Annotated in this window: 19 protein-coding genes; 12 read left to right on the plus strand and 7 right to left on the minus strand. The window is 58.4% G+C overall.

Annotated features, from left to right (window positions below):
• Positions 1 to 9: 9 nt before the first annotated feature.
• From AC1DLT_RS07150 to AC1DLT_RS07165, 4 genes are all read right to left on the minus strand, one after another.
• Positions 10 to 1,167 (minus strand): OpgC family protein, encoded by a 1,158-nt coding sequence (locus AC1DLT_RS07150; protein WP_477486294.1) that lies wholly within the window; start codon positions 1,165 to 1,167, stop codon positions 10 to 12.
• Entirely contained in the window at positions 1,139 to 2,770 is a 1,632-nt protein-coding gene (locus AC1DLT_RS07155; protein WP_477486295.1) for a thiamine pyrophosphate-binding protein, read from the minus strand. The genes AC1DLT_RS07150 and AC1DLT_RS07155 overlap by 29 nt, the downstream gene beginning before the upstream one ends.
• Before the next feature lie 124 nt (positions 2,771 to 2,894).
• Positions 2,895 to 3,377, minus strand: a complete 483-nt coding sequence (locus AC1DLT_RS07160; protein WP_038548437.1) for a hypothetical protein — start codon at positions 3,375 to 3,377, stop codon at positions 2,895 to 2,897.
• Between the two features lie 27 nt (positions 3,378 to 3,404).
• Entirely contained in the window at positions 3,405 to 4,733 is a 1,329-nt protein-coding gene (locus AC1DLT_RS07165; protein ID WP_038548433.1) for a tetratricopeptide repeat protein, read from the minus strand.
• 289 nt (positions 4,734 to 5,022) lie between these two features.
• Here AC1DLT_RS07165 and AC1DLT_RS07170 point away from each other — a divergent pair, with 289 nt between their 5' ends.
• From AC1DLT_RS07170 to AC1DLT_RS07215, 10 genes are all read left to right on the plus strand, one after another.
• On the plus strand, positions 5,023 to 5,709 hold the full coding sequence (locus AC1DLT_RS07170; RefSeq protein WP_477486493.1) for an SDR family NAD(P)-dependent oxidoreductase: 687 nt from the start codon (positions 5,023 to 5,025) through the stop codon (positions 5,707 to 5,709).
• A 7-nt stretch (positions 5,710 to 5,716) separates the two neighbouring features.
• Positions 5,717 to 5,932, plus strand: a complete 216-nt coding sequence (locus AC1DLT_RS07175) for a hypothetical protein (RefSeq protein ID WP_477486296.1) — start codon at positions 5,717 to 5,719, stop codon at positions 5,930 to 5,932.
• Between the two features lie 162 nt (positions 5,933 to 6,094).
• Positions 6,095 to 7,192 carry a Rieske 2Fe-2S domain-containing protein gene (locus AC1DLT_RS07180; RefSeq protein ID WP_477486297.1) on the plus strand — a complete coding sequence of 366 codons (1,098 nt, stop codon included), beginning with the start codon at positions 6,095 to 6,097 and terminating at the stop codon, positions 7,190 to 7,192.
• A gap of 71 nt (positions 7,193 to 7,263) precedes the next feature.
• Positions 7,264 to 7,962, plus strand: a complete 699-nt coding sequence (locus AC1DLT_RS07185; RefSeq protein ID WP_477486298.1) for a hypothetical protein — start codon at positions 7,264 to 7,266, stop codon at positions 7,960 to 7,962.
• Complete coding sequence (locus AC1DLT_RS07190; protein WP_038548417.1) at positions 7,959 to 8,168, plus strand: hypothetical protein; 210 nt, start codon at positions 7,959 to 7,961, stop codon at positions 8,166 to 8,168. Before AC1DLT_RS07185 ends, AC1DLT_RS07190 begins: the two co-directional genes overlap by 4 nt.
• A 116-nt stretch (positions 8,169 to 8,284) precedes the next feature.
• Positions 8,285 to 8,905, plus strand: coding sequence for a TetR/AcrR family transcriptional regulator (locus AC1DLT_RS07195; protein WP_247136491.1), 621 nt, complete (start codon positions 8,285 to 8,287; stop codon positions 8,903 to 8,905).
• A 103-nt stretch (positions 8,906 to 9,008) separates the two neighbouring features.
• Positions 9,009 to 9,563, plus strand: a complete 555-nt coding sequence (locus AC1DLT_RS07200) for a sigma-70 family RNA polymerase sigma factor (RefSeq protein ID WP_477486299.1) — start codon at positions 9,009 to 9,011, stop codon at positions 9,561 to 9,563.
• Positions 9,560 to 10,195: an NrsF family protein gene (locus tag AC1DLT_RS07205; protein ID WP_038548411.1), complete on the plus strand. Its 636-nt coding sequence runs from the start codon at positions 9,560 to 9,562 to the stop codon at positions 10,193 to 10,195. The genes AC1DLT_RS07200 and AC1DLT_RS07205 overlap by 4 nt, the downstream gene beginning before the upstream one ends.
• 6 nt (positions 10,196 to 10,201) lie before the next feature.
• Positions 10,202 to 10,759, plus strand: coding sequence for a chlorite dismutase family protein (locus AC1DLT_RS07210; RefSeq protein ID WP_038549975.1), 558 nt, complete (start codon positions 10,202 to 10,204; stop codon positions 10,757 to 10,759).
• A gap of 85 nt (positions 10,760 to 10,844) precedes the next feature.
• Entirely contained in the window at positions 10,845 to 11,480 is a 636-nt protein-coding gene (locus AC1DLT_RS07215; RefSeq protein WP_247136494.1) for an NrsF family protein, read from the plus strand.
• A gap of 715 nt (positions 11,481 to 12,195) precedes the next feature.
• Here the strand turns inward: AC1DLT_RS07215 and AC1DLT_RS07220 are convergent.
• Positions 12,196 to 12,585, minus strand: a complete 390-nt coding sequence (locus AC1DLT_RS07220) for a nuclear transport factor 2 family protein (RefSeq protein ID WP_247136495.1) — start codon at positions 12,583 to 12,585, stop codon at positions 12,196 to 12,198.
• A 157-nt stretch (positions 12,586 to 12,742) separates the two neighbouring features.
• On the opposite strand from AC1DLT_RS07220, the gene AC1DLT_RS07225 reads away from it, so the two are divergent.
• Positions 12,743 to 13,627, plus strand: a complete 885-nt coding sequence (locus AC1DLT_RS07225; protein ID WP_477486300.1) for a helix-turn-helix domain-containing protein — start codon at positions 12,743 to 12,745, stop codon at positions 13,625 to 13,627.
• 219 nt (positions 13,628 to 13,846) lie between these two features.
• On the opposite strand, the gene AC1DLT_RS07230 is transcribed toward AC1DLT_RS07225, so the two are convergent.
• Both AC1DLT_RS07230 and AC1DLT_RS07235 read right to left on the minus strand, forming a co-directional pair.
• A complete protein-coding gene (locus AC1DLT_RS07230) occupies positions 13,847 to 14,308 on the minus strand; it encodes a GFA family protein (RefSeq protein WP_477486301.1) in 462 nt (153 codons plus the stop codon).
• 39 nt (positions 14,309 to 14,347) lie between these two features.
• A complete protein-coding gene (locus AC1DLT_RS07235; RefSeq protein WP_477486302.1) occupies positions 14,348 to 15,775 on the minus strand; it encodes a coniferyl aldehyde dehydrogenase in 1,428 nt (475 codons plus the stop codon).
• Positions 15,776 to 15,872: 97 nt separating this feature from the next.
• On the opposite strand from AC1DLT_RS07235, the gene AC1DLT_RS07240 reads away from it, so the two are divergent.
• On the plus strand, positions 15,873 to 16,484 hold the full coding sequence (locus AC1DLT_RS07240) for a TetR/AcrR family transcriptional regulator (RefSeq protein WP_247031615.1): 612 nt from the start codon (positions 15,873 to 15,875) through the stop codon (positions 16,482 to 16,484).
• The last annotated feature ends 54 nt before the right edge of the window (positions 16,485 to 16,538 follow it).

Here is a 16,538-nt window from a genome sequence, read left to right on the forward strand (position 1 = left end):
AAGGGATTCTCACGATTTCCAGGGCGAACTCTTGAACCAGCGTACGAGATAGGCGGTTCCTATCAGCACGCCGAAGCCAATCAGGTTTCCAATTGCCTCTGCAGAAGTGGTGCGACCGGCATGATCAAGCGCGACACCGATCGGCTGGGCAATCACAATACCGGTGATGAAGACGGCGAGCGATTGCTGGCCAACGACCGTCAGAACGCGCACGGCAGGGCCACGCAGCCGGGAGCCTTTCTTACCGACGAGATGCACGGCGATGTAGCAGAGCGCCATGAAATGAACGAAGCGCAGCAGGCCGAAGTCGGTCTTGTCGGTGAGTGGGAAAAGCTTGCTGGCGGCCATTTGGAAGGCTGGATGCGCTTGTTGGAACCACACCCAGGCAAACGGCACGGTCAGGATCACGACGACAACCGCAACCGCCATCAACCTGCGGTCGAAGCCGGGGGCCGGAAGGCTGCCGCGCATCAGGAAGAAACCGGTGAAAAACAGCAACTGCCATCCAAAGGGATTAAAGAACCATCGGCGATCCGACCAGGGTTCCGCCGGCAGCCCGGTCAGGTCGAACTGGGTCGCCAGCCATAAGGCAACCATCATGGCGAATGGCAGAAAGCGGTGGAGCTTTGATGCAAGGATCATTGCTGGCATCAACGCCAGAATGACGATGTACATCGGCAGGATATCGAAATAGTTCGGCACATAACTGAGCGTCAGCAGGCCGACGAGAAGATTGCCCGGGTTCTTCACGAAGGGTACGAGGTTGAGACTGTCGACATAAGCGACCCCGTCATAGCGGGTTCCGGCGACGACCATGATGGCGGCAACGACGACAAAGACGGCAATGTGGGTCCAAAATATCTGCCAGACACGTTGAGCGACGCGGGCAATGAGCACAACCGCGCCGCTGCGGTCGAAGGTCGAGCCGAAGGCGATGGCCGAGGCCATTCCCGACTGGAAGACGAACATTTCCGTGGCGTCGGAAAAACCGAAGCGCGCCGGAATCCACAGCGCCCACCCGTTGTTCGGGATATGGGCCAGAAGGATAATCAGCATGCCGACACCACGGAAAAAGTCGAGCCGCGGATCACGGGGACGCTTGAGCTTCTGAGGGGTTGAACCTGTCGCCTGGGTGCGTTCAGAAGGCGCCGTCGTAGGCGCCTGCATCGAACTTGCAGGCGATGAGGGTGAAGCCTTCGCGCTCGCGGGCTGCCTCAAGCTCGTTACGGAAGTCATTACAATTCTCCACATTGACGCCATAGCCGCCGAAACCTCGTGCGACGGCGGCAAAGTCAGTTTCGCCGAGCGTGACGCCGGCCGATTTCAGGCCGGCGGATGCCTGCTTCAGAGCAATCAACGCCAGGCTTCGGTCCTGAAAAAGCACGATGGTGATAGGAAGATTAAGATCGCGTAGCGTAGCGAGTTCGCCGATTCCCATCTCAAGGCCGCCGTCGCCCATCACCGCGAAAACCGGACGTGATGGATCGGCGACCTTGGCACCGATCGCAAGCGGCAAGGCCGCGTTCATGGTGCAAAAGCCCGCCGATTGCAGCAATGACATCGACCGCGGCGCCACCCACTTCTGCGACAGGAGGATCCGATGCGCCCCGCTGTCGACAGTGACGATCGATTCCTGACCGGCAGCCGCATTGAGCGCCTCGATGATTGCGTGGGCCCCCCAGCTATCATCGCTTGCGAATAAACGGGCAAGTTCGTTTTTCACGGCGACAGGTTCGCCAGCTGTCCAGGTCTTGTGCCCCGCGTGAACATCAGCCAAGGCCTGTAGAAAAGCGCGAGGTGCAGCCTGGATTCTGGTTCCGCCATGATGCATGCCGTGGTCCGTAGCGGTATCGGAAATCTCCACCAGCTTGGCTGGATCTCCGACGAAATCCAGCCAGCCGAGCCGCATTTCGATTGGGTCATATCCAATTGACAGGACCAGATCCGAATCCCGGACCAGGTTCAGAAGAATTTGATCCGCCAGCGGTGACAATCCGGCGGCGCCAAGCGACAGCGGGTGGCCCTCCGGGATGATGCCCTTGGCCTTATATGTCGTGATAACCGGTGCGCCAATTTTTTCGACCAGGTGCTGGAGTGCCGGACCGGCATTATCTCGCACAGCGTCAAGACCAGCGATAAAAAGCGGTCGTTGCGCCCGGCCAATCCTTTCGGAAAGTGTGTGAACAACTGGATCCGTCATTGTTACCGAGGACTTCAGAAGCTTCGGAGGCGAAATGACGTTCAAGGTTGGCGAGACCGCGGCAGCCGTCGCCGGAGACAGGTCGAGATGGACGGGACCCATCGGCTTTGTCAGGGCAAGCGCGAGTGCACGAGCGACCGTGGAAGCAGCGCTCTCGGGCTCGATTTCGAAAGAAGCCTTGACCAGCGGTCGCAGCAACTGCGCATGGTCGATCACCTGATGGGTGTAACGCGCGCGGGTCGAACGGTCGACAATGCCGGATATGACGATCAAAGGCACGCGCTCCTGGGCAGCGTCGGCGATGCCGTTGACCGCATTGGCAAGGCCCGGCCCAACGGTCGTCACGAGAAGTTCCGGGTTTTGCGTCATCGCGCTTGCGCCTGCCGCCATGATCGCCGCCGCGGTTTCATGACGCGCAAGATGAAAGGCAATACCCGAGGCCTCCAGGCCGTCTATCAGCGTGACCACTTCTCCGCCGGGCATGCCAAAGGCATGACGGACGCCGTGGGCATGAAGCGTGCTGGCGACGATGTCGGCAACTCTCGGCGTTAAGAAGCTTTCGGCGGTCACTATCAATCTCTCGAATCAGGTGAAATGGGCAGTGCTCAGCGCTCACTGGCAACTGGACCCTTGCACGGTTAGAAAACCTGCCCGGTGGCTCACGGAACCGGGCAGGCCTAGTCCCACAACGGGTCTAATGTTCCATGCGGCGGACGACGAACGCGACGACCGTACCAAACAGCATGTGGCCGATCAGCGATGCCCAGGTGAGAGTAACAAAACCGAGAAATGCCGGTTGGCCGCCAAACAGGTGTGCCATGACGTAAAGGGCAAAGATCCAAAGACCGATGCCGAAGCCGATACCCGTCAATAGTAACGGCAGCTTGGGGACGATCAGCCGCTGCAACGGGCGGGCGATGAACAGGTAGCCGATCGGATAAAAAACGATGCCCACGATCGCGTGGATCGCTTCGGCCAGAAACAAATTGTTGAACCCGAACACCGATTGAACGAGAGCAGCCGGCTCCAGTGGCCCGCCAACCCACAGTGGGGTGATCAGCCGTGCCCAGATTTCCCAGGTAATATTGGCGGCAAGTCCGGAAAGAATAATCGTCCGGCCGAGGCTTGGTTGAATTTCAGGGAAGACGCTCGTCTTTTGCATTTCCATCATGGACATCGTGTTTTTCCTTTCTTTGAGGTGAGATCAGGCAGACAAACGCATGCCAACCGAATGTTCGATGGACTTGAACAATCGGTCGTCGGCCTTCAGCCGCTGGCGAATTTGGCCGATACGCGAAACACCGACATTATTGCCATCGGTCGCCATCGCCCTGGCGAGCGCGAGGACGAAGAAGTCGCGCTGTGCGTTGCTGCCGCCGATCTTTGGCAGGTTCGCCACCATGCGTTCGAGCATGTGGCGGTCCGCCGGAGCATCGAGACCCGTGAGAACGCGCGCCATCGGTACACCGATCTCGGCGGCGACGCGGCCCTGGTCATCCATGCCAAGCGCCTTGGCTTCTATATGCGATACAAGCTCCACAGTTCCATCGCGGTCGCCAACGGCAACCATGGCGGCGAGATTGTGCAGAGCCGCAAAAATCAAGGTCGTGTCTGTCTTTCGACGATGGGCCATTTCTGCCAGATCGGTCCAGCGATCACCGACATGAGCTCCCGATTGCTCCATCCGCCACAGGAGCGAGACAGCATTCGCCATGTCTCGGAAATCATCGGTTTGCTGTGGGCGAACGTCGTCGTCGTAGATCTGCAGCACCCGATCATGATCGCCGCGTTCCAAGTGTAGCAGACCGAGATGCCAAGCCATATGAAAAGAGAAATTGTTGCAGCGCGACCAGGCTTTGCGGTTCGCCTCGAGCCAGTCAATGCCTTCTTCCGTATCCCCTCGCATCTCGAAGACATGCGAGACGGCGTGAAGGCCCCAGGAATCATCGGGCTGCAGAGCAACCGCAAGCTGTCCCGCGGCAAGCGCCTCGGCATACCGACCATGCTCTTCAAGCGAAAACGCATGACAACCAAGTATAAAGCCCCTCGCCGTCGTGCCGGCCTCAAGGCGCGCGACTGCACGTGTGCTGGCCCGCAGCATGCCGCGGGCATCTCCAAGCATGAAACGCAGAGCCTGCGAAATCTTAAAGGGCAAGAACGTCACCGACCGATCCTCGAAACCGTCGTCGAGAATATCCGTCGCACGCGAAAACGAGCCTTCGACGGCGGCCTCCAGTGCTTTCACAAGGATGCGCTCGTCACCGGTTCCTCCGCCTCTGACCACTAGCGCTGCCTGCGCATCAACGAGTGCCTTGGCAGCCGGTTGGTCGAGCTCCGACCGCGCCAATATCAGATTTGCAAAGCCCTTCAGCGCATGGCCGGCAACATGATGGGGGTCGGCTGCCAAAGTTGACTGGATGGCCACGCCAGTACTTGGCCGATGCGCCGCCAGACCAAAAACGGCATTCTCGAATGCCCGTTGTGCCTCGTTGCTGTCAGTGCTGGTCATGAGACCGTAAGCATCGCGCTTCATTCGTTTGCTCCTTCAGGAGGACGCCGATCGGGAACCCTCGAGATCCCATTACCCTTCGTCCGACAGAGACCTTTACGGTCGCGTCAGGTGGTTCGTTACAGTCGGTCCTGAACTTTTTCGCAGTCGCGCCAAAATTTCCTGACGTGGCATAGAGGGCGGGAATTTTTCGAAAACACATGTAACAAAACCATGTGGTGCCGCGAATTACCGGGGCTGGCCTTTGCAGGCGGCCTCAACTCGAAAGGGCGGGACCATCATGAGTGAAGCAACAGGAACAAGCCCCGTTGTCATGGTTACAGGCGCAGCAGGAAACCTAGGAAGCGCCGTCGTCAGGGAGCTTGCGGCGAACGGTACGCGGCTCGTCTGTGTCGAGCATAATTCGGAAGCCCTGGAGAAATTGGCAGAGAGCCTGCCCGAGAATAGCGAAATCCTGCTGATCGGCGGCATGGATCTCGCCGATTTGACGTCATGCCAGGAAGCGGTCGAAAAAACGCTCGCGAGATTTGGCCGGCTCGACGCGCTCGCCAATACCGTCGGCGGCTTCCAGACAGGACCGGTCGACGAGATGGGCGTGCACCAGTGGGACCGGTTGTTTCAGATGAATGCCAGAACGGCTTATGCAATTAGTGCGGCGGTCCTGAAACCGATGCATCAGGCAGACTACGGCCGCATCGTCCATGTCGCGGCGGCGCCTGGACTAAAGGCCGGCGCCAATCAAGCCGCCTATGCAGCATCCAAAGGGGCGGTGATCCGGCTTACGGAAGCGATCGCCGCGGAAAACCGCGACAAGCGCATTACCGCCAACTGTATTTTGCCGGGCACGATCGACACGCCGCAAAACCGCTCAGTGATGCCGAATGCGAAGACGAACAGCTGGATTCAGCCAATGGATATCGCCAAGCTTATCGGGTTCCTCATTTCGCCTGCAGCAGGCATCGTCACTGGTGCGGCCATACCGGCGACCGGCCGCATCTGAGGGTCCCATGGTTTCGATCTCCGATCCCGTCTCCGCAGGATTGATGCTTTGGGCCGGCATCGGTCTTGCCATCGCCGTCGCCTTTCTGCTGTTCGGATTCGACAAGGTCGATCCGGGAGCGCGTGATGCCTATGCGGTCCGGCCGCTCCTTATCCCCGGGCTCGTTCTCCTCTGGCCGCTGGTCGTCTGGCGGTGGACCAGACTTTCCAGGGGAGAACGCTAGCATGCAACGCCGTCACCGTCGCGCGCACACAGTGATCTGGACAGGCATCGCGGTCGTTATCCCGATCATGCTTATTGTTATCTTTGCTAGCGTTCCGAAACTGCCGGCCGATGCGCCGGCTGTGCGCCTGGATGCCACCGCAACACAGGGGGATAAGCAACCGTGAGCCTATCCTACAAGCCAGTCATCTGGAACAAGACCAAGGTCATCTATGACGCGGTCATGCTGGCCGGGATCTTCATCTACATCCTTATTTTCCTGCGGCTCGGCCCAGTCATATCCTCCGCACTCCGGGATACCGACCTGCCGATCCAACGGATGCGTGCCTTCGGGTCGCTGGCCTTGCTGATGCTGACCATCGTCCTCGCAATCGGGCCGCTGGCGCGGATCGATGCCCGTTTCGTTCCGCTCCTCTACAATCGCCGCCATTTTGGCGTGATGACCGCGATCATTGCAGCCACGCACGCCTACTATGTGCTCGGATGGTATTTCTCCTTTAGTCCAACACCACAGCTCACGGCGCTCTTCACCAGCAATACCAGCTTCACGAGCATCGCTGGCTTTCCTTTCGAACTCTTCGGCGTCTTCGCGCTCGTCATTCTGGCGGTCCTTGCGGTAACGAGCCACGATTTCTGGCTTTCCTTCCTGACACCGCCGGTGTGGAAGGCGATCCACATAAGCGTCTACTTCGCCTACGTTGCGGTCATCCTGCATGTGGCGTTCGGCGCTCTGATCGATCGCCGGGATCTTGCTTTGGCATTTTTGTCGCTCGGCGGATTGGCTACGCTGTGCGTCCTGCACCTTATCGCAGGTCGGCGGGAGACGTCGGCTGACGCGGCTGCGTCGCGAAAGGCCACCGAGGCGCCTTGGGTGATCGTCGGCGATGTCAGCGAGATTGCCGAAGGCAGGGCGATCATCGGGATGGCACCGGGCGGCGAGCGCATTGCCGTCTTCCGTTCAAAGGGTGGTCTTTCAGCCGTATCCAATATCTGCTCGCACCAGAACGGCCCCGTCGGCGAAGGCAAGGTCGTCATCGGCTTTATCACCTGCCCTTGGCATGGCTATCAGTATCGCCCCGAGGACGGTTGTTCACCGCCGCCGTTCCGCGAGCGGATCCGCAAATATCGCCTTCGCCTGGAGGGATCGAGCATTCTGGTTGATCCGGAACCCTTGCCTCTCGGCACAAAACTGGAGCCGTTGACCATCCCAGCAGAGTTGCTTCCCGCGGCTGCCGCGCCGAAGAATGGAGGAACAGTTTGATGCTGAGGCCCGTCGAACGAGGATTTTTTGTCGGTTACTTCAAGAAAGTCCCAGCCGATGTCAGGTTGCTGATGATCGGGTTCATCGTGTTCTTCATTGCCGCCATGGCGACGACCTCGGCGTTGCTGTCCCTTAATACCGAAAGTCCAGGGGCCGGCAGTTATGCAGATGGGCTCTCCGGAGCGCATTTGATCGGCACCATGGAGGTGAAACCCTATCCAATTCTTCGCATTCCCGCCGACGGCACAAAGCCCGCGCGCGCTGTCATGCTGGCGGGCTCGGGCAAGTTCGGGGTAGACGACAGGGCGCTGCCACTTGCGGGCAAAACCGCACAGGCCGGTGGCATCTTCGTTAAGCGTGGAGACCTGGTCATGCTGCTGATCGGCGGCGAAGACGACCTGAAAGCAGGCGATCCGCAAATGCCGGCCCTGCCGGTTACGTCCGTGCCGGAGAATCTCGGTCGGTGGCGTTTGACGGGCGAGATCTGTGATGGAAAATGCAGTGCCGGCGCCATGAAGCCGGGGACTGGCCTTGCGCACAAGGCCTGCGCCAATCTGTGTATTTCCGGAGGTGTTCCACCCGTCTTCGTTTCCACTTCACCCGTGGACGGCCACATCTTCTTTCTTCTCGCTTCCAAGGACGGAGGACCGATGCCGGCGGCCTTGCTTGACAAGACCGGTTTACCGGTGGTGCTCGAAGGCGATATCGAACGCCGCGACGATCTGCTGATTTTCAAGATCGACAGTTTCAGCGAGAAGGCGGGAGCATGACCCGGAATGTCAGAGGATTCTGGCGCCATCTGTTCGGTCTTTTGCTGGCGCTGATTGCTATCATCATGATCATTCTCGCATGGCAGTATGGTCTGGGCTATCTGAGCGGCACCCCGTTCGAGGAGCTGCGCTACGTGATCTTCGGGGTTGCCGTTGTCGGGCTGCTCTCCGCCCTTAACAGCCTGACGCTGAGATTGATGAAGTAGAAAGCAGTCAAAGGTCGAACCGCATGGGTTGAGTTTTAGATCATATGTTCTAAAATGGATTGGCAACAGCCCCTGGGCAGTCGCCCGTTCAATCCATGTTCTGGGAGACAGGATATATGGCCAGACCCAGAGAATTTGATGAAGAAAAAGTATTGCTGCTGGCTGTGGAGCGGTTTTGGGAACACGGCTACGAGGCAACGTCAATCCGCGATCTGGCCCAGGCAATCGGGCTGACCACCGCAAGCATCTACAATGCCTTTGGCGACAAGCGCGCATTTTATCGCAAAGCGCTCGATTTCTATGTCGAACGGAGCTTCGGCGACCGTGTCGGCCGGTTTGAGACGAAACCGCCGCGTGAGGCGATTGGCGCATTTTTCAACGAAATTATCGACCGGTCGTTGAGTGATACCAAGCGGAAAGGCTGCATGCTGGTCAATTCCGCGCTCGAGGTCGCACCACATGATGATGAGTTTCAGCGGGTGGTGGCTCAAGTCCTGGTGCAGGTTGAGGCTTTCTTCAGGCGCTGCATCGAAAGTGGCCAGAAAGACGGATCCATCAATCGTTGCCAAAATGCATCGGACATGGCCGGCACGTTGCTCGGCACGCTGCTTGGTATTCGTGTGCTTGCGCGCACGCGTCCTGAACGAGACCTTCTGGAAGGTCTTATCCGGCCCATTTTTGCACTGCTGGAACCCCAATCACAGTCAGACAATCTTATCTCACGATCGATGACATGAACGTTCAAATGCTTGCACGCTTTGGCTTGATATCTCACACGCAAAAAAATCTGGCTGATCTCTGTAACAATTGCACGAGAACCGCCGAAGAAGGATATGTCGGGTGAACGATCTGGCGCGTGAGAAGGAATGGGCATCCTGGTTGCGTTCCGCGATTGCGGGCGACAGCCATGCCTATCACAAATTCCTGACGGCCCTCACACCACATTTACGGGTGATGGCGCGGAAGCGTTGTGACCAGTTCGGTGCGCCGGCCAGCGAGGCTGAGGACGTGGTTCAGGAAGTGCTGCTTACTATCCATCTCAAGCGGGGGACCTGGGATCCGTCACGGCCTTTGGGGCCATGGCTATCGGCAATCGTTCGCAACAAGGTGGTCGATAGCCTGCGGCGCCGTGGCAGGCAGTCGGTACCGCTTGAGGACGTCATTGCAACACTCAAAACAGACGAACGCATCGCAGCCTCGGATCGCATCGATATCGAACAGATTCTGGGCAAGCTCAAGGATCCGCAACGAACGATCGTTCAATCGATATCGATTGAAGGGTCGAGTGTTCGGGAAACCGCCGATCGGCTGGAAATGACAGAGGTGGCGGTTCGTGTTTCCCTGCATAGGGCATTGAAGGGGTTGGCTGCTCTTTATTCGGCGCGCGCGACATGAAGACTGACGAATTGATCGACCTGCTCGTGCAGGATACGCCGGTTCGACTGAATCTTGATCATGCCCTGATGCATGCTGCCACAGCCGCCACATTGATCGCCGCCATTTTGTTCTTTGCCGCCATCGGCTTGCGTGCGGACTTCGGCACGGCCATCGAGACCGGCCGCTTCCTGTTCAAATTCGTGATCACAGGATCTCTCGGCTTGACCGGTGGGCTGGTCATGTTCCGGATCGGAAGACCGGGCGTCCCGGTTCGGTTGATGGCATTGGGCTTGACGGTTCCAGCTCTGTTGATAAGTGCAGCGGCAATCTTTGAACTGTTGGTCATGCCGTCGGAGACATGGGCGACGCGCATGATCGGGCACAATTCCAGCCTCTGCCTTACGATTATCCCTTTCTTATCGGTCGGTCCTCTTGCCTGTTTTCTCTACGCGCTTCGATACGCTGCCCCCACCCGACCCGCGGTCGCCGGAGCTGTTGCCGGGCTCGTCGCGGCAGGGATCGCGGCGACATTCTACGCAGCCAATTGCGATGATGACAGCCCGCTCTTTGTAATGTTGTGGTACCCCATCGCCATTTCGATGGTTGCCGGAACCGGTGCTCTGCTTGGCCACAGACTGTTGCGCTGGTAGGTCATGATGGTAAAGCCGACATACTTCGTGGCTGGTGAGAGTGGCCAATGGCAGGTCGAGGCAACGCGCGCCATTGCTGGTAAGGGTCTGGATGTTGCGCCTCGTCTTGGTGTCATGGACACCAATCAGGTCATATTACCCGATTCAGCGGCCTGGGTTCTGCGCGGAACAGCCGGCAGCGCGCGATACACGACCCGTGTCGAGCTCGATCGGCTCGGAGAACGCCAACCTCCGTTGGGCCGCAAAGCGGCATGCCTCGCGGTCTTGATCCCGATCCGCAAGTCGGATCTTTGGTGGTCTCTTGCACAGGACGAGCGCAGGGCCATCATTCAGGAGAGGTCGGCGCATTTTCAGATCGGGATGGACTATTTGCCTGCCGTCGCTAGACGACTCTATCACAGTCGTGATCTTGGCGAGCCTTTTGATTTTCTCACCTGGTTCGAATTCGCGGAGGAAGATGCCCCCCAATTTGATGCCATGCTCCTTCGATTGCGTGCGACTGAAGAATGGCGTTTTGTCGAACGCGAGGTCGAGATCCGCTTGCGGATATGGCAACCTGATTGATGATGCTAAGATAGCCAATCCTGGGTAAGGTTGCGCAACAAAGCGGAACGGTTCTCGTCGGGCCGGCCGCACACGGAGTACTTGAGTGAACACGGAAGACCTGATCAATCTGATATCAGAGGACACACGGCGGCCCGTCAACCTCACGAGGGCGCTTGCTCTGGCGACAGCTGCTGGCGCATTGATGGCGGGATTGGTGTTCTTTTCGGTCCTGGGTGTTCGACCTGATTTTGCTCAAGCCATCTTGACTGTGCGTTTCGCATTCAAGTTCATCGCCACCCTGGCGCTGTTTTTTGTGGCGGCATCGCTGATGGAGAGCCTTATCCGTCCAGGGCACGGCGCAACGGCCGGGCGCTGGTTGTTGCTGCTCGCACCAGCGCTGCTGATCGCCGCCGCCGCCATCGAGATGATTGTCACCCCGGCCGATCTTTGGGGAAGCAGACTGGTTGGCCACAATGCGTTGCATTGCCTGACGGTCATCCCGATCCTTTCGTTAGCGCCGACCGTATTCCTCTTTCTGGTGATGCGCCATGGTGCGCCGGATCACCCCGGTCAGGCTGGGGCAATCGCGGCATTGGCATCCGCCGGTATTGCAGCCACCCTTTACGCCTCCAATTGCCCCGACGACAGTCCGTTGTTCGTCGCAACCTGGTATCCAATCGCCATACTGATTGTGGCCATTGCCGGGTATTTTGCCGGCCGACGCTTTCTAAGGTGGTAGCTGCGATTATGCAGTTCGCAAATGCCGGCCCTATCCGTCCGGCGAAAGTCGATGGCGTTCATTATGAACAATCGTCTGGAACAGGGTCGCTGATTGCAAGCCGACAGCTTTGGCTATTCCTGTTCGCGAGAACCATCGTCATCCTTTCAACCCCTGCCTTTTACGCGTGGGCACTACCCCCATCCCCCAACCCAGGACGGGAGAGGGTGTATTGATTTTATCCGTTTTGACGGTACTTTGTTGGCGGGCTAGATTCGACCTTCGCCGCCTACGGCACCCCGCGAAATGGTCGATAGATATCGATAGTCCACAGAATTTTTAGTGCGGCAGCTGCATCGAAAACCGCTGTAAAATCATAAGGCTAACTTTTTGACGTTCCCCTCCACGGAGCATGGAGCGCATGAAATAATTTTCGTCAATAAAAACAAATGCTTGGTGCAGAAAAAATAATAGAGTGGGAGTAGGGATTTAGCGTCGCCTGGCGTGGGAATTCGTATTCTGTCGTTGAAGGTAACGTGTCGTATGCGGACGAACGTTTGGTGCTCATGTTGTTGTCTACTTCAGAGCCGTCCAAATCACCGAAAATTCGCTGGTAGGCGTCGGTAGGCGTCGGTGACGATCTGCTTGTTGTTCGCGCTCGTCGCGAAGCTCCCTGGAAAATGGACAAGTCGTTGGAGCAGGGCCACTTTCGTCCCGCTGCTCCAGATGCGGTGACTTATTTGCCCCAGAACTGGTCCTCTTCTTCCGGATCGGAGGAGAACAGCCAGACTTCGACGATCTTGCCGTCCTGCACGCGCAGCAGATCGATACCGGACTGGTCGACCTTGGCGCCTTCGCGTTGACCCGCGAACTCTATCTCGATGGCAACGAGATCCCCGTTGGCGAGATAACGATGGGCATGGGTGATCGCGAAACTACCACCAGACTTTGCCATCATGGCGCCCATCATGGCACCAAATTCGGCAATGCCGTTCTTGGTGCCCGAGAACTGGTTATTGCCCGGCTGATGCCAAATGATCTGGGGCGAAAGCAGTTCGCCAAGCGTGGCCTGATCGCCGGTCTGGACGGCTTTGATATAAGCTTTTCCGATGTCGATAGTGGTCATTTCGGTCTCTCATTTGCAGATGTTGGAACCTGCTGCGAAGTGTCCTTCGCAGCTCATAAGAGTGATAATAATGGGTGGAATGCCATTCTGTCGTGGTTCATAGGCGCCGAAATATGATACTTATCGGACATGCCTGATCGGGATTGGCGCAACGCGAATGACAAAGAGCCGAGCGAAGCTTGATCAACTGAATTACCGTCCGAGTGGGCGCGATCTGGATGTTGAGATATTTCGTTTTTCGGACTTGCGGCGCCGGGTGAGCTCCGAGCAGATCCTGGCGCTGTACCATTATTCCTTCCACACCCTGATCTGCGTGACCGAAGGTGCGGTGACCCAGGTCGTGGACTTCCAGCCGGTCAATTGCGCGGCTGGATCCCTCCTCGTCTTGAGGCCCGGGCAGGTTCACAGTTTCGGTAGTGATAAAGGTTGGGACGGATGGATGGTCCTGTTCCGCGCAGAATTCCTCCCATCGGAGACGCAGGCGACTGCCGATCTGCTGCCTGTCCTGAGTCTGGATCGGTTACCGGATCACCTATCCCTGATCGCTGCCGATTTCGGCGCTGTGAAGGAGGCGATCGCCAGGATGCAGCGGGACGCCGCGAGCCCCGCCCCGCCCAAGGATATACACGCGCTCCTGAGATACGAACTTTGTGCGCTGCTTCTGCGCCTTGCCATCCTGCAGGATCAGCACATGGGCATCGACGTGGCACAAAGCCCGGGTGTGCAGCGTTATGCCAGGTTCCGCAGGCTGGTCGAACGAAACTATGCCGATTGGCATCGGGTATCCGCCTATGCGGCAGCTCTAGGCTGTACCGAGAAAAGCCTGACGCGAGCGGCGTTGGAGGCGACCGGGCAAAGCGCCAAAAACGCCATCGCGGCTCGCATCGCCTTGGAAGCCAAACGGCTCCTGGTCCATACCAACAGGCCTATCTACCTCATTGCAGAGGGCCTCGGTTTCGAGGAGGCAACCAATTTTGCCAAGTTTTTCAGCCGCGAAACCGGTTTCACCCCGATCAAGTTTCGCAGGCAGTACAAGAACTGAAGGCCTTGAGGATAGCGCCTTAACCGCCGCGGATAGCTTGGAGATTGATTCTATCCTGCCAAGGGCGCGGCATCATATCTCGAAACGGCGTTCGTATTCGGCGATTTTCCCTTTTAAGTGCCGTCATCCCGGTCTGACAGTACTTTTTTGCAGCTTTGAAATCCAATGAAAGCCGCCCTTCACGAGCGTTTCCGCGCGAAGGGTACTTTAGCCGGCCCTCTACAAGCCACCCATAATCAGTTTCCCCACCGCCAGCTCGCTCGCGAGATAGCCGCTGTATTTGGGCACGCTATCGGGCATGTCCAGCACTCGACGATGATAGAACATGTCGAACCGAACCGGCGGCAGCCGGGCCTCAGGCTCAAAGTTGCTCGCCGGGATGAACATCACCTTGAAAGGCCCGAAGCCGGCAACCTCCACAACGGGCTTGCCGCAGGTCCGGCAGACCCCGCGATTGAAGTTCGGCGGGGGCCGGTATTTCTTGAATGAGATATTGCCGGCGTTTTTCAGCACGACATCCCTGCTGCGGACAGCGATCACATCCGCAAACGGTTTGCCGTTGAACGCCTGGCAGATCATGCAGTGGCACCGGAATCTGCCCTTCGGGGCCGCAAGCACCTCGAACGAGCACGCGCCGCATTCGCATGAGCCGCGTAATAGCAACGACGTGTCATTGGTCATGTTCTTGCTCCCGAGCTTGATTTGATGACGGCATGCTGGTCACCGGAGCATCACGTTGAGGATGGTATCGATCGGCTGTCTGAAGGGCGCGCGAAGAAGGTTGGAGAGGTTCCAACGCCCCTGTTCGTAGATCCCCTTGGCATGGCTGAGGGTACGGAAGCCTTCGATGCCATGATATGCGCCCATCCCGCTGGCCCCGACGCCGCCGAAAGGCAGGTCATCCTGGGCGATGTGCATGATCGTGCCGTTCACGGTGACGTTGCCGGAGGTCGTTCGGCTCAGCACCTTGTGCCGGTCTTCGTCATCGGCACCGAAATAGTAGAGCGCGAGCGGCCGAGGCCGGGCGTTCACGTAGGCGATCGCGTCTTCGACGTCGCGGCAGGGGAAAATCGGCAGGACCGGGCCGAAGATTTCCTCATGAGCGATGCGCATGTCATCTGTGACGCCAAGCACCACGGTTGGCGCCAGTGTGTTGAGGCGAAGGGATGCTTCACCGGGCCGATTGCCGACCTCGATGATCTGCGCTCCTTTGGAGCGGGCGTCGTCGATCAAGCCCTGGAGCCGGGCATAGTGCCGCTCGTTGATGATCGAGGTGTAATGTTCACTCGTCGGACCATCCGCATAGAAGGAAGCCACCTTCTGGTCATATGCCTTGACGAATGCGTCAACCTCGCTTTCGTGGACCAGTGCGTAGTCCGGGGCGATGCAGGTTTGTCCGGCGCTGAGCAGCTTTCCGTATGCAATTGACGCCGCCGCCTGGTCGAGGGCGTGTCCCTTGGCAATGATGCTCGGCGACTTGCCTCCGAGTTCGAGGGTGACCGGAACGAGGTTGTCGCTTGCGGCTTTCATCACCGATCGCCCTACAGCAGTGCTCCCGGTAAAGACCAAGTGGTCGAACGGCAAAGTCGTGAAGGCAGCCCCCACGGCGGTATCGCCAGTGACGATCGCGAACTGATCTTCGGCGAATACCTCGCCGAGCATTTTTGCGAGCAGCGTATTGGTGACGGGCGTGAACTCCGAGGGCTTCAGCATCACACGGTTTCCGGCGGCGATAGCAGTTACGACCGGCATCAGCGCGAGGTTTACCGGATAGTTCCACGGCGACATCACGCCAACGACGCCAAGCGGCTGGTATTCGATGCGGGCCTTGCCCATTCGCATGTGCAGAGCAACGTGGCGGCGGGTCGGCGCCATGAATTTGGCAAGGTTGCGGATCAGATACTTGGTGCCCTCGGCGACCCCTCCCACCTCCATGATCGCCGTTTCATACTTCGAGCGATGCCCGAAATCGGCATTGATGGCCTCTTCGATCAGTTTGCGGTGCCCGATGATCGCGGCCCTGAACCTAGTCAGATCAGCGCGTCGCTGCGCCAGCGACGGTGCGCCCTCATGCAGGAAGGCAGCGCGCTGAGCCGCGAGGAGACTGCCTAGCCGATCGGCGTCGGCGGTATTTACGGTTGCGTTCATGGTCCACTCCAATGTAGACAGGAGAAACTTTCGCTCTTGACGTAGGCGTTTAAGTAACCACTGTCAACAATGTAACCACAAGAAACTTTGAGGCATCATGCAAGACGCTCCCAACCGCCCTTATCACCACGGTGATCTCCGTCGCGCGGTAATCGAGACAGCGTTGGACATGCTTGCCGAGGAGAAGGGCTGGCAGTTCACGCTGCGGGAAGTAGCGCGCCGGGCTGGCGTCAGCCACGCAGCACCCTATAAGCACTTTCCGGACAAAGCGGCGCTGCTTGCAGAACTCGCCATGATCGGCTTCGACCGGCTGCGCGAGACCCTATCGGCAACGAAGTCTGAAGCGCCCAAAACTCTGCACGACGAAATTGCCCCAATATCTCGTGCCTACGTCGCGTTCGGAACGGACAACCCGGCTCTCTACCGCCTGATGTTCAGCGCAGGGGAGGAGAAAGCCGAAGGGGTACATCTCAATCAGCGGGCGCTTGCGGTCTTCGATGTGGCGCTCGAAATCCTTCGGCGTGGCCAGGCCGCAGGGAGCATTCGCAAGCGGCCAATAGAAGGCCAGGCAGCAGCTTGGTGGGGGCTCATCCACGGCATGACCATGCTTGCGATCGATGGGCTACTGGTGCCCGAGAAGGTCGGATCGGCTCCCTTGGATGCGGCCTTGGGCACGCTGGTGGAAGGGCTGGCGAACCCGGCAACATGACACTGGCTGAGAACGGCGCCCACACGCCGTCAGGCCACCCCAACCTTCGTGTGG

The organism is Neorhizobium sp. 05N33 (assembly GCF_056397445.1).

Coding starts and splice junctions, on each gene's coding strand:
- AC1DLT_RS07210 (WP_038549975.1), top strand. CDS start 10,202: ATGGTAAAGCCGACATACTTCGTGGCTGGTGAGAGTGGCCAATGGCAG.
- AC1DLT_RS07165 (WP_038548433.1), bottom strand. CDS start 4,733: ATGAAGCGCGATGCTTACGGTCTCATGACCAGCACTGACAGCAACGAG.
- AC1DLT_RS07175 (WP_477486296.1), top strand. CDS start 5,717: ATGGTTTCGATCTCCGATCCCGTCTCCGCAGGATTGATGCTTTGGGCC.
- AC1DLT_RS07205 (WP_038548411.1), top strand. CDS start 9,560: ATGAAGACTGACGAATTGATCGACCTGCTCGTGCAGGATACGCCGGTT.
- AC1DLT_RS07240 (WP_247031615.1), top strand. CDS start 15,873: ATGCAAGACGCTCCCAACCGCCCTTATCACCACGGTGATCTCCGTCGC.
- AC1DLT_RS07220 (WP_247136495.1), bottom strand. CDS start 12,585: ATGACCACTATCGACATCGGAAAAGCTTATATCAAAGCCGTCCAGACC.
- AC1DLT_RS07185 (WP_477486298.1), top strand. CDS start 7,264: ATGATCGGGTTCATCGTGTTCTTCATTGCCGCCATGGCGACGACCTCG.
- AC1DLT_RS07235 (WP_477486302.1), bottom strand. CDS start 15,775: ATGAACGCAACCGTAAATACCGCCGACGCCGATCGGCTAGGCAGTCTC.
- AC1DLT_RS07160 (WP_038548437.1), bottom strand. CDS start 3,377: ATGTCCATGATGGAAATGCAAAAGACGAGCGTCTTCCCTGAAATTCAA.
- AC1DLT_RS07190 (WP_038548417.1), top strand. CDS start 7,959: ATGACCCGGAATGTCAGAGGATTCTGGCGCCATCTGTTCGGTCTTTTG.
- AC1DLT_RS07225 (WP_477486300.1), top strand. CDS start 12,743: ATGACAAAGAGCCGAGCGAAGCTTGATCAACTGAATTACCGTCCGAGT.
- AC1DLT_RS07195 (WP_247136491.1), top strand. CDS start 8,285: ATGGCCAGACCCAGAGAATTTGATGAAGAAAAAGTATTGCTGCTGGCT.
- AC1DLT_RS07230 (WP_477486301.1), bottom strand. CDS start 14,308: ATGACCAATGACACGTCGTTGCTATTACGCGGCTCATGCGAATGCGGC.
- AC1DLT_RS07150 (WP_477486294.1), bottom strand. CDS start 1,167: ATGCAGGCGCCTACGACGGCGCCTTCTGAACGCACCCAGGCGACAGGT.
- AC1DLT_RS07170 (WP_477486493.1), top strand. CDS start 5,023: ATGGTTACAGGCGCAGCAGGAAACCTAGGAAGCGCCGTCGTCAGGGAG.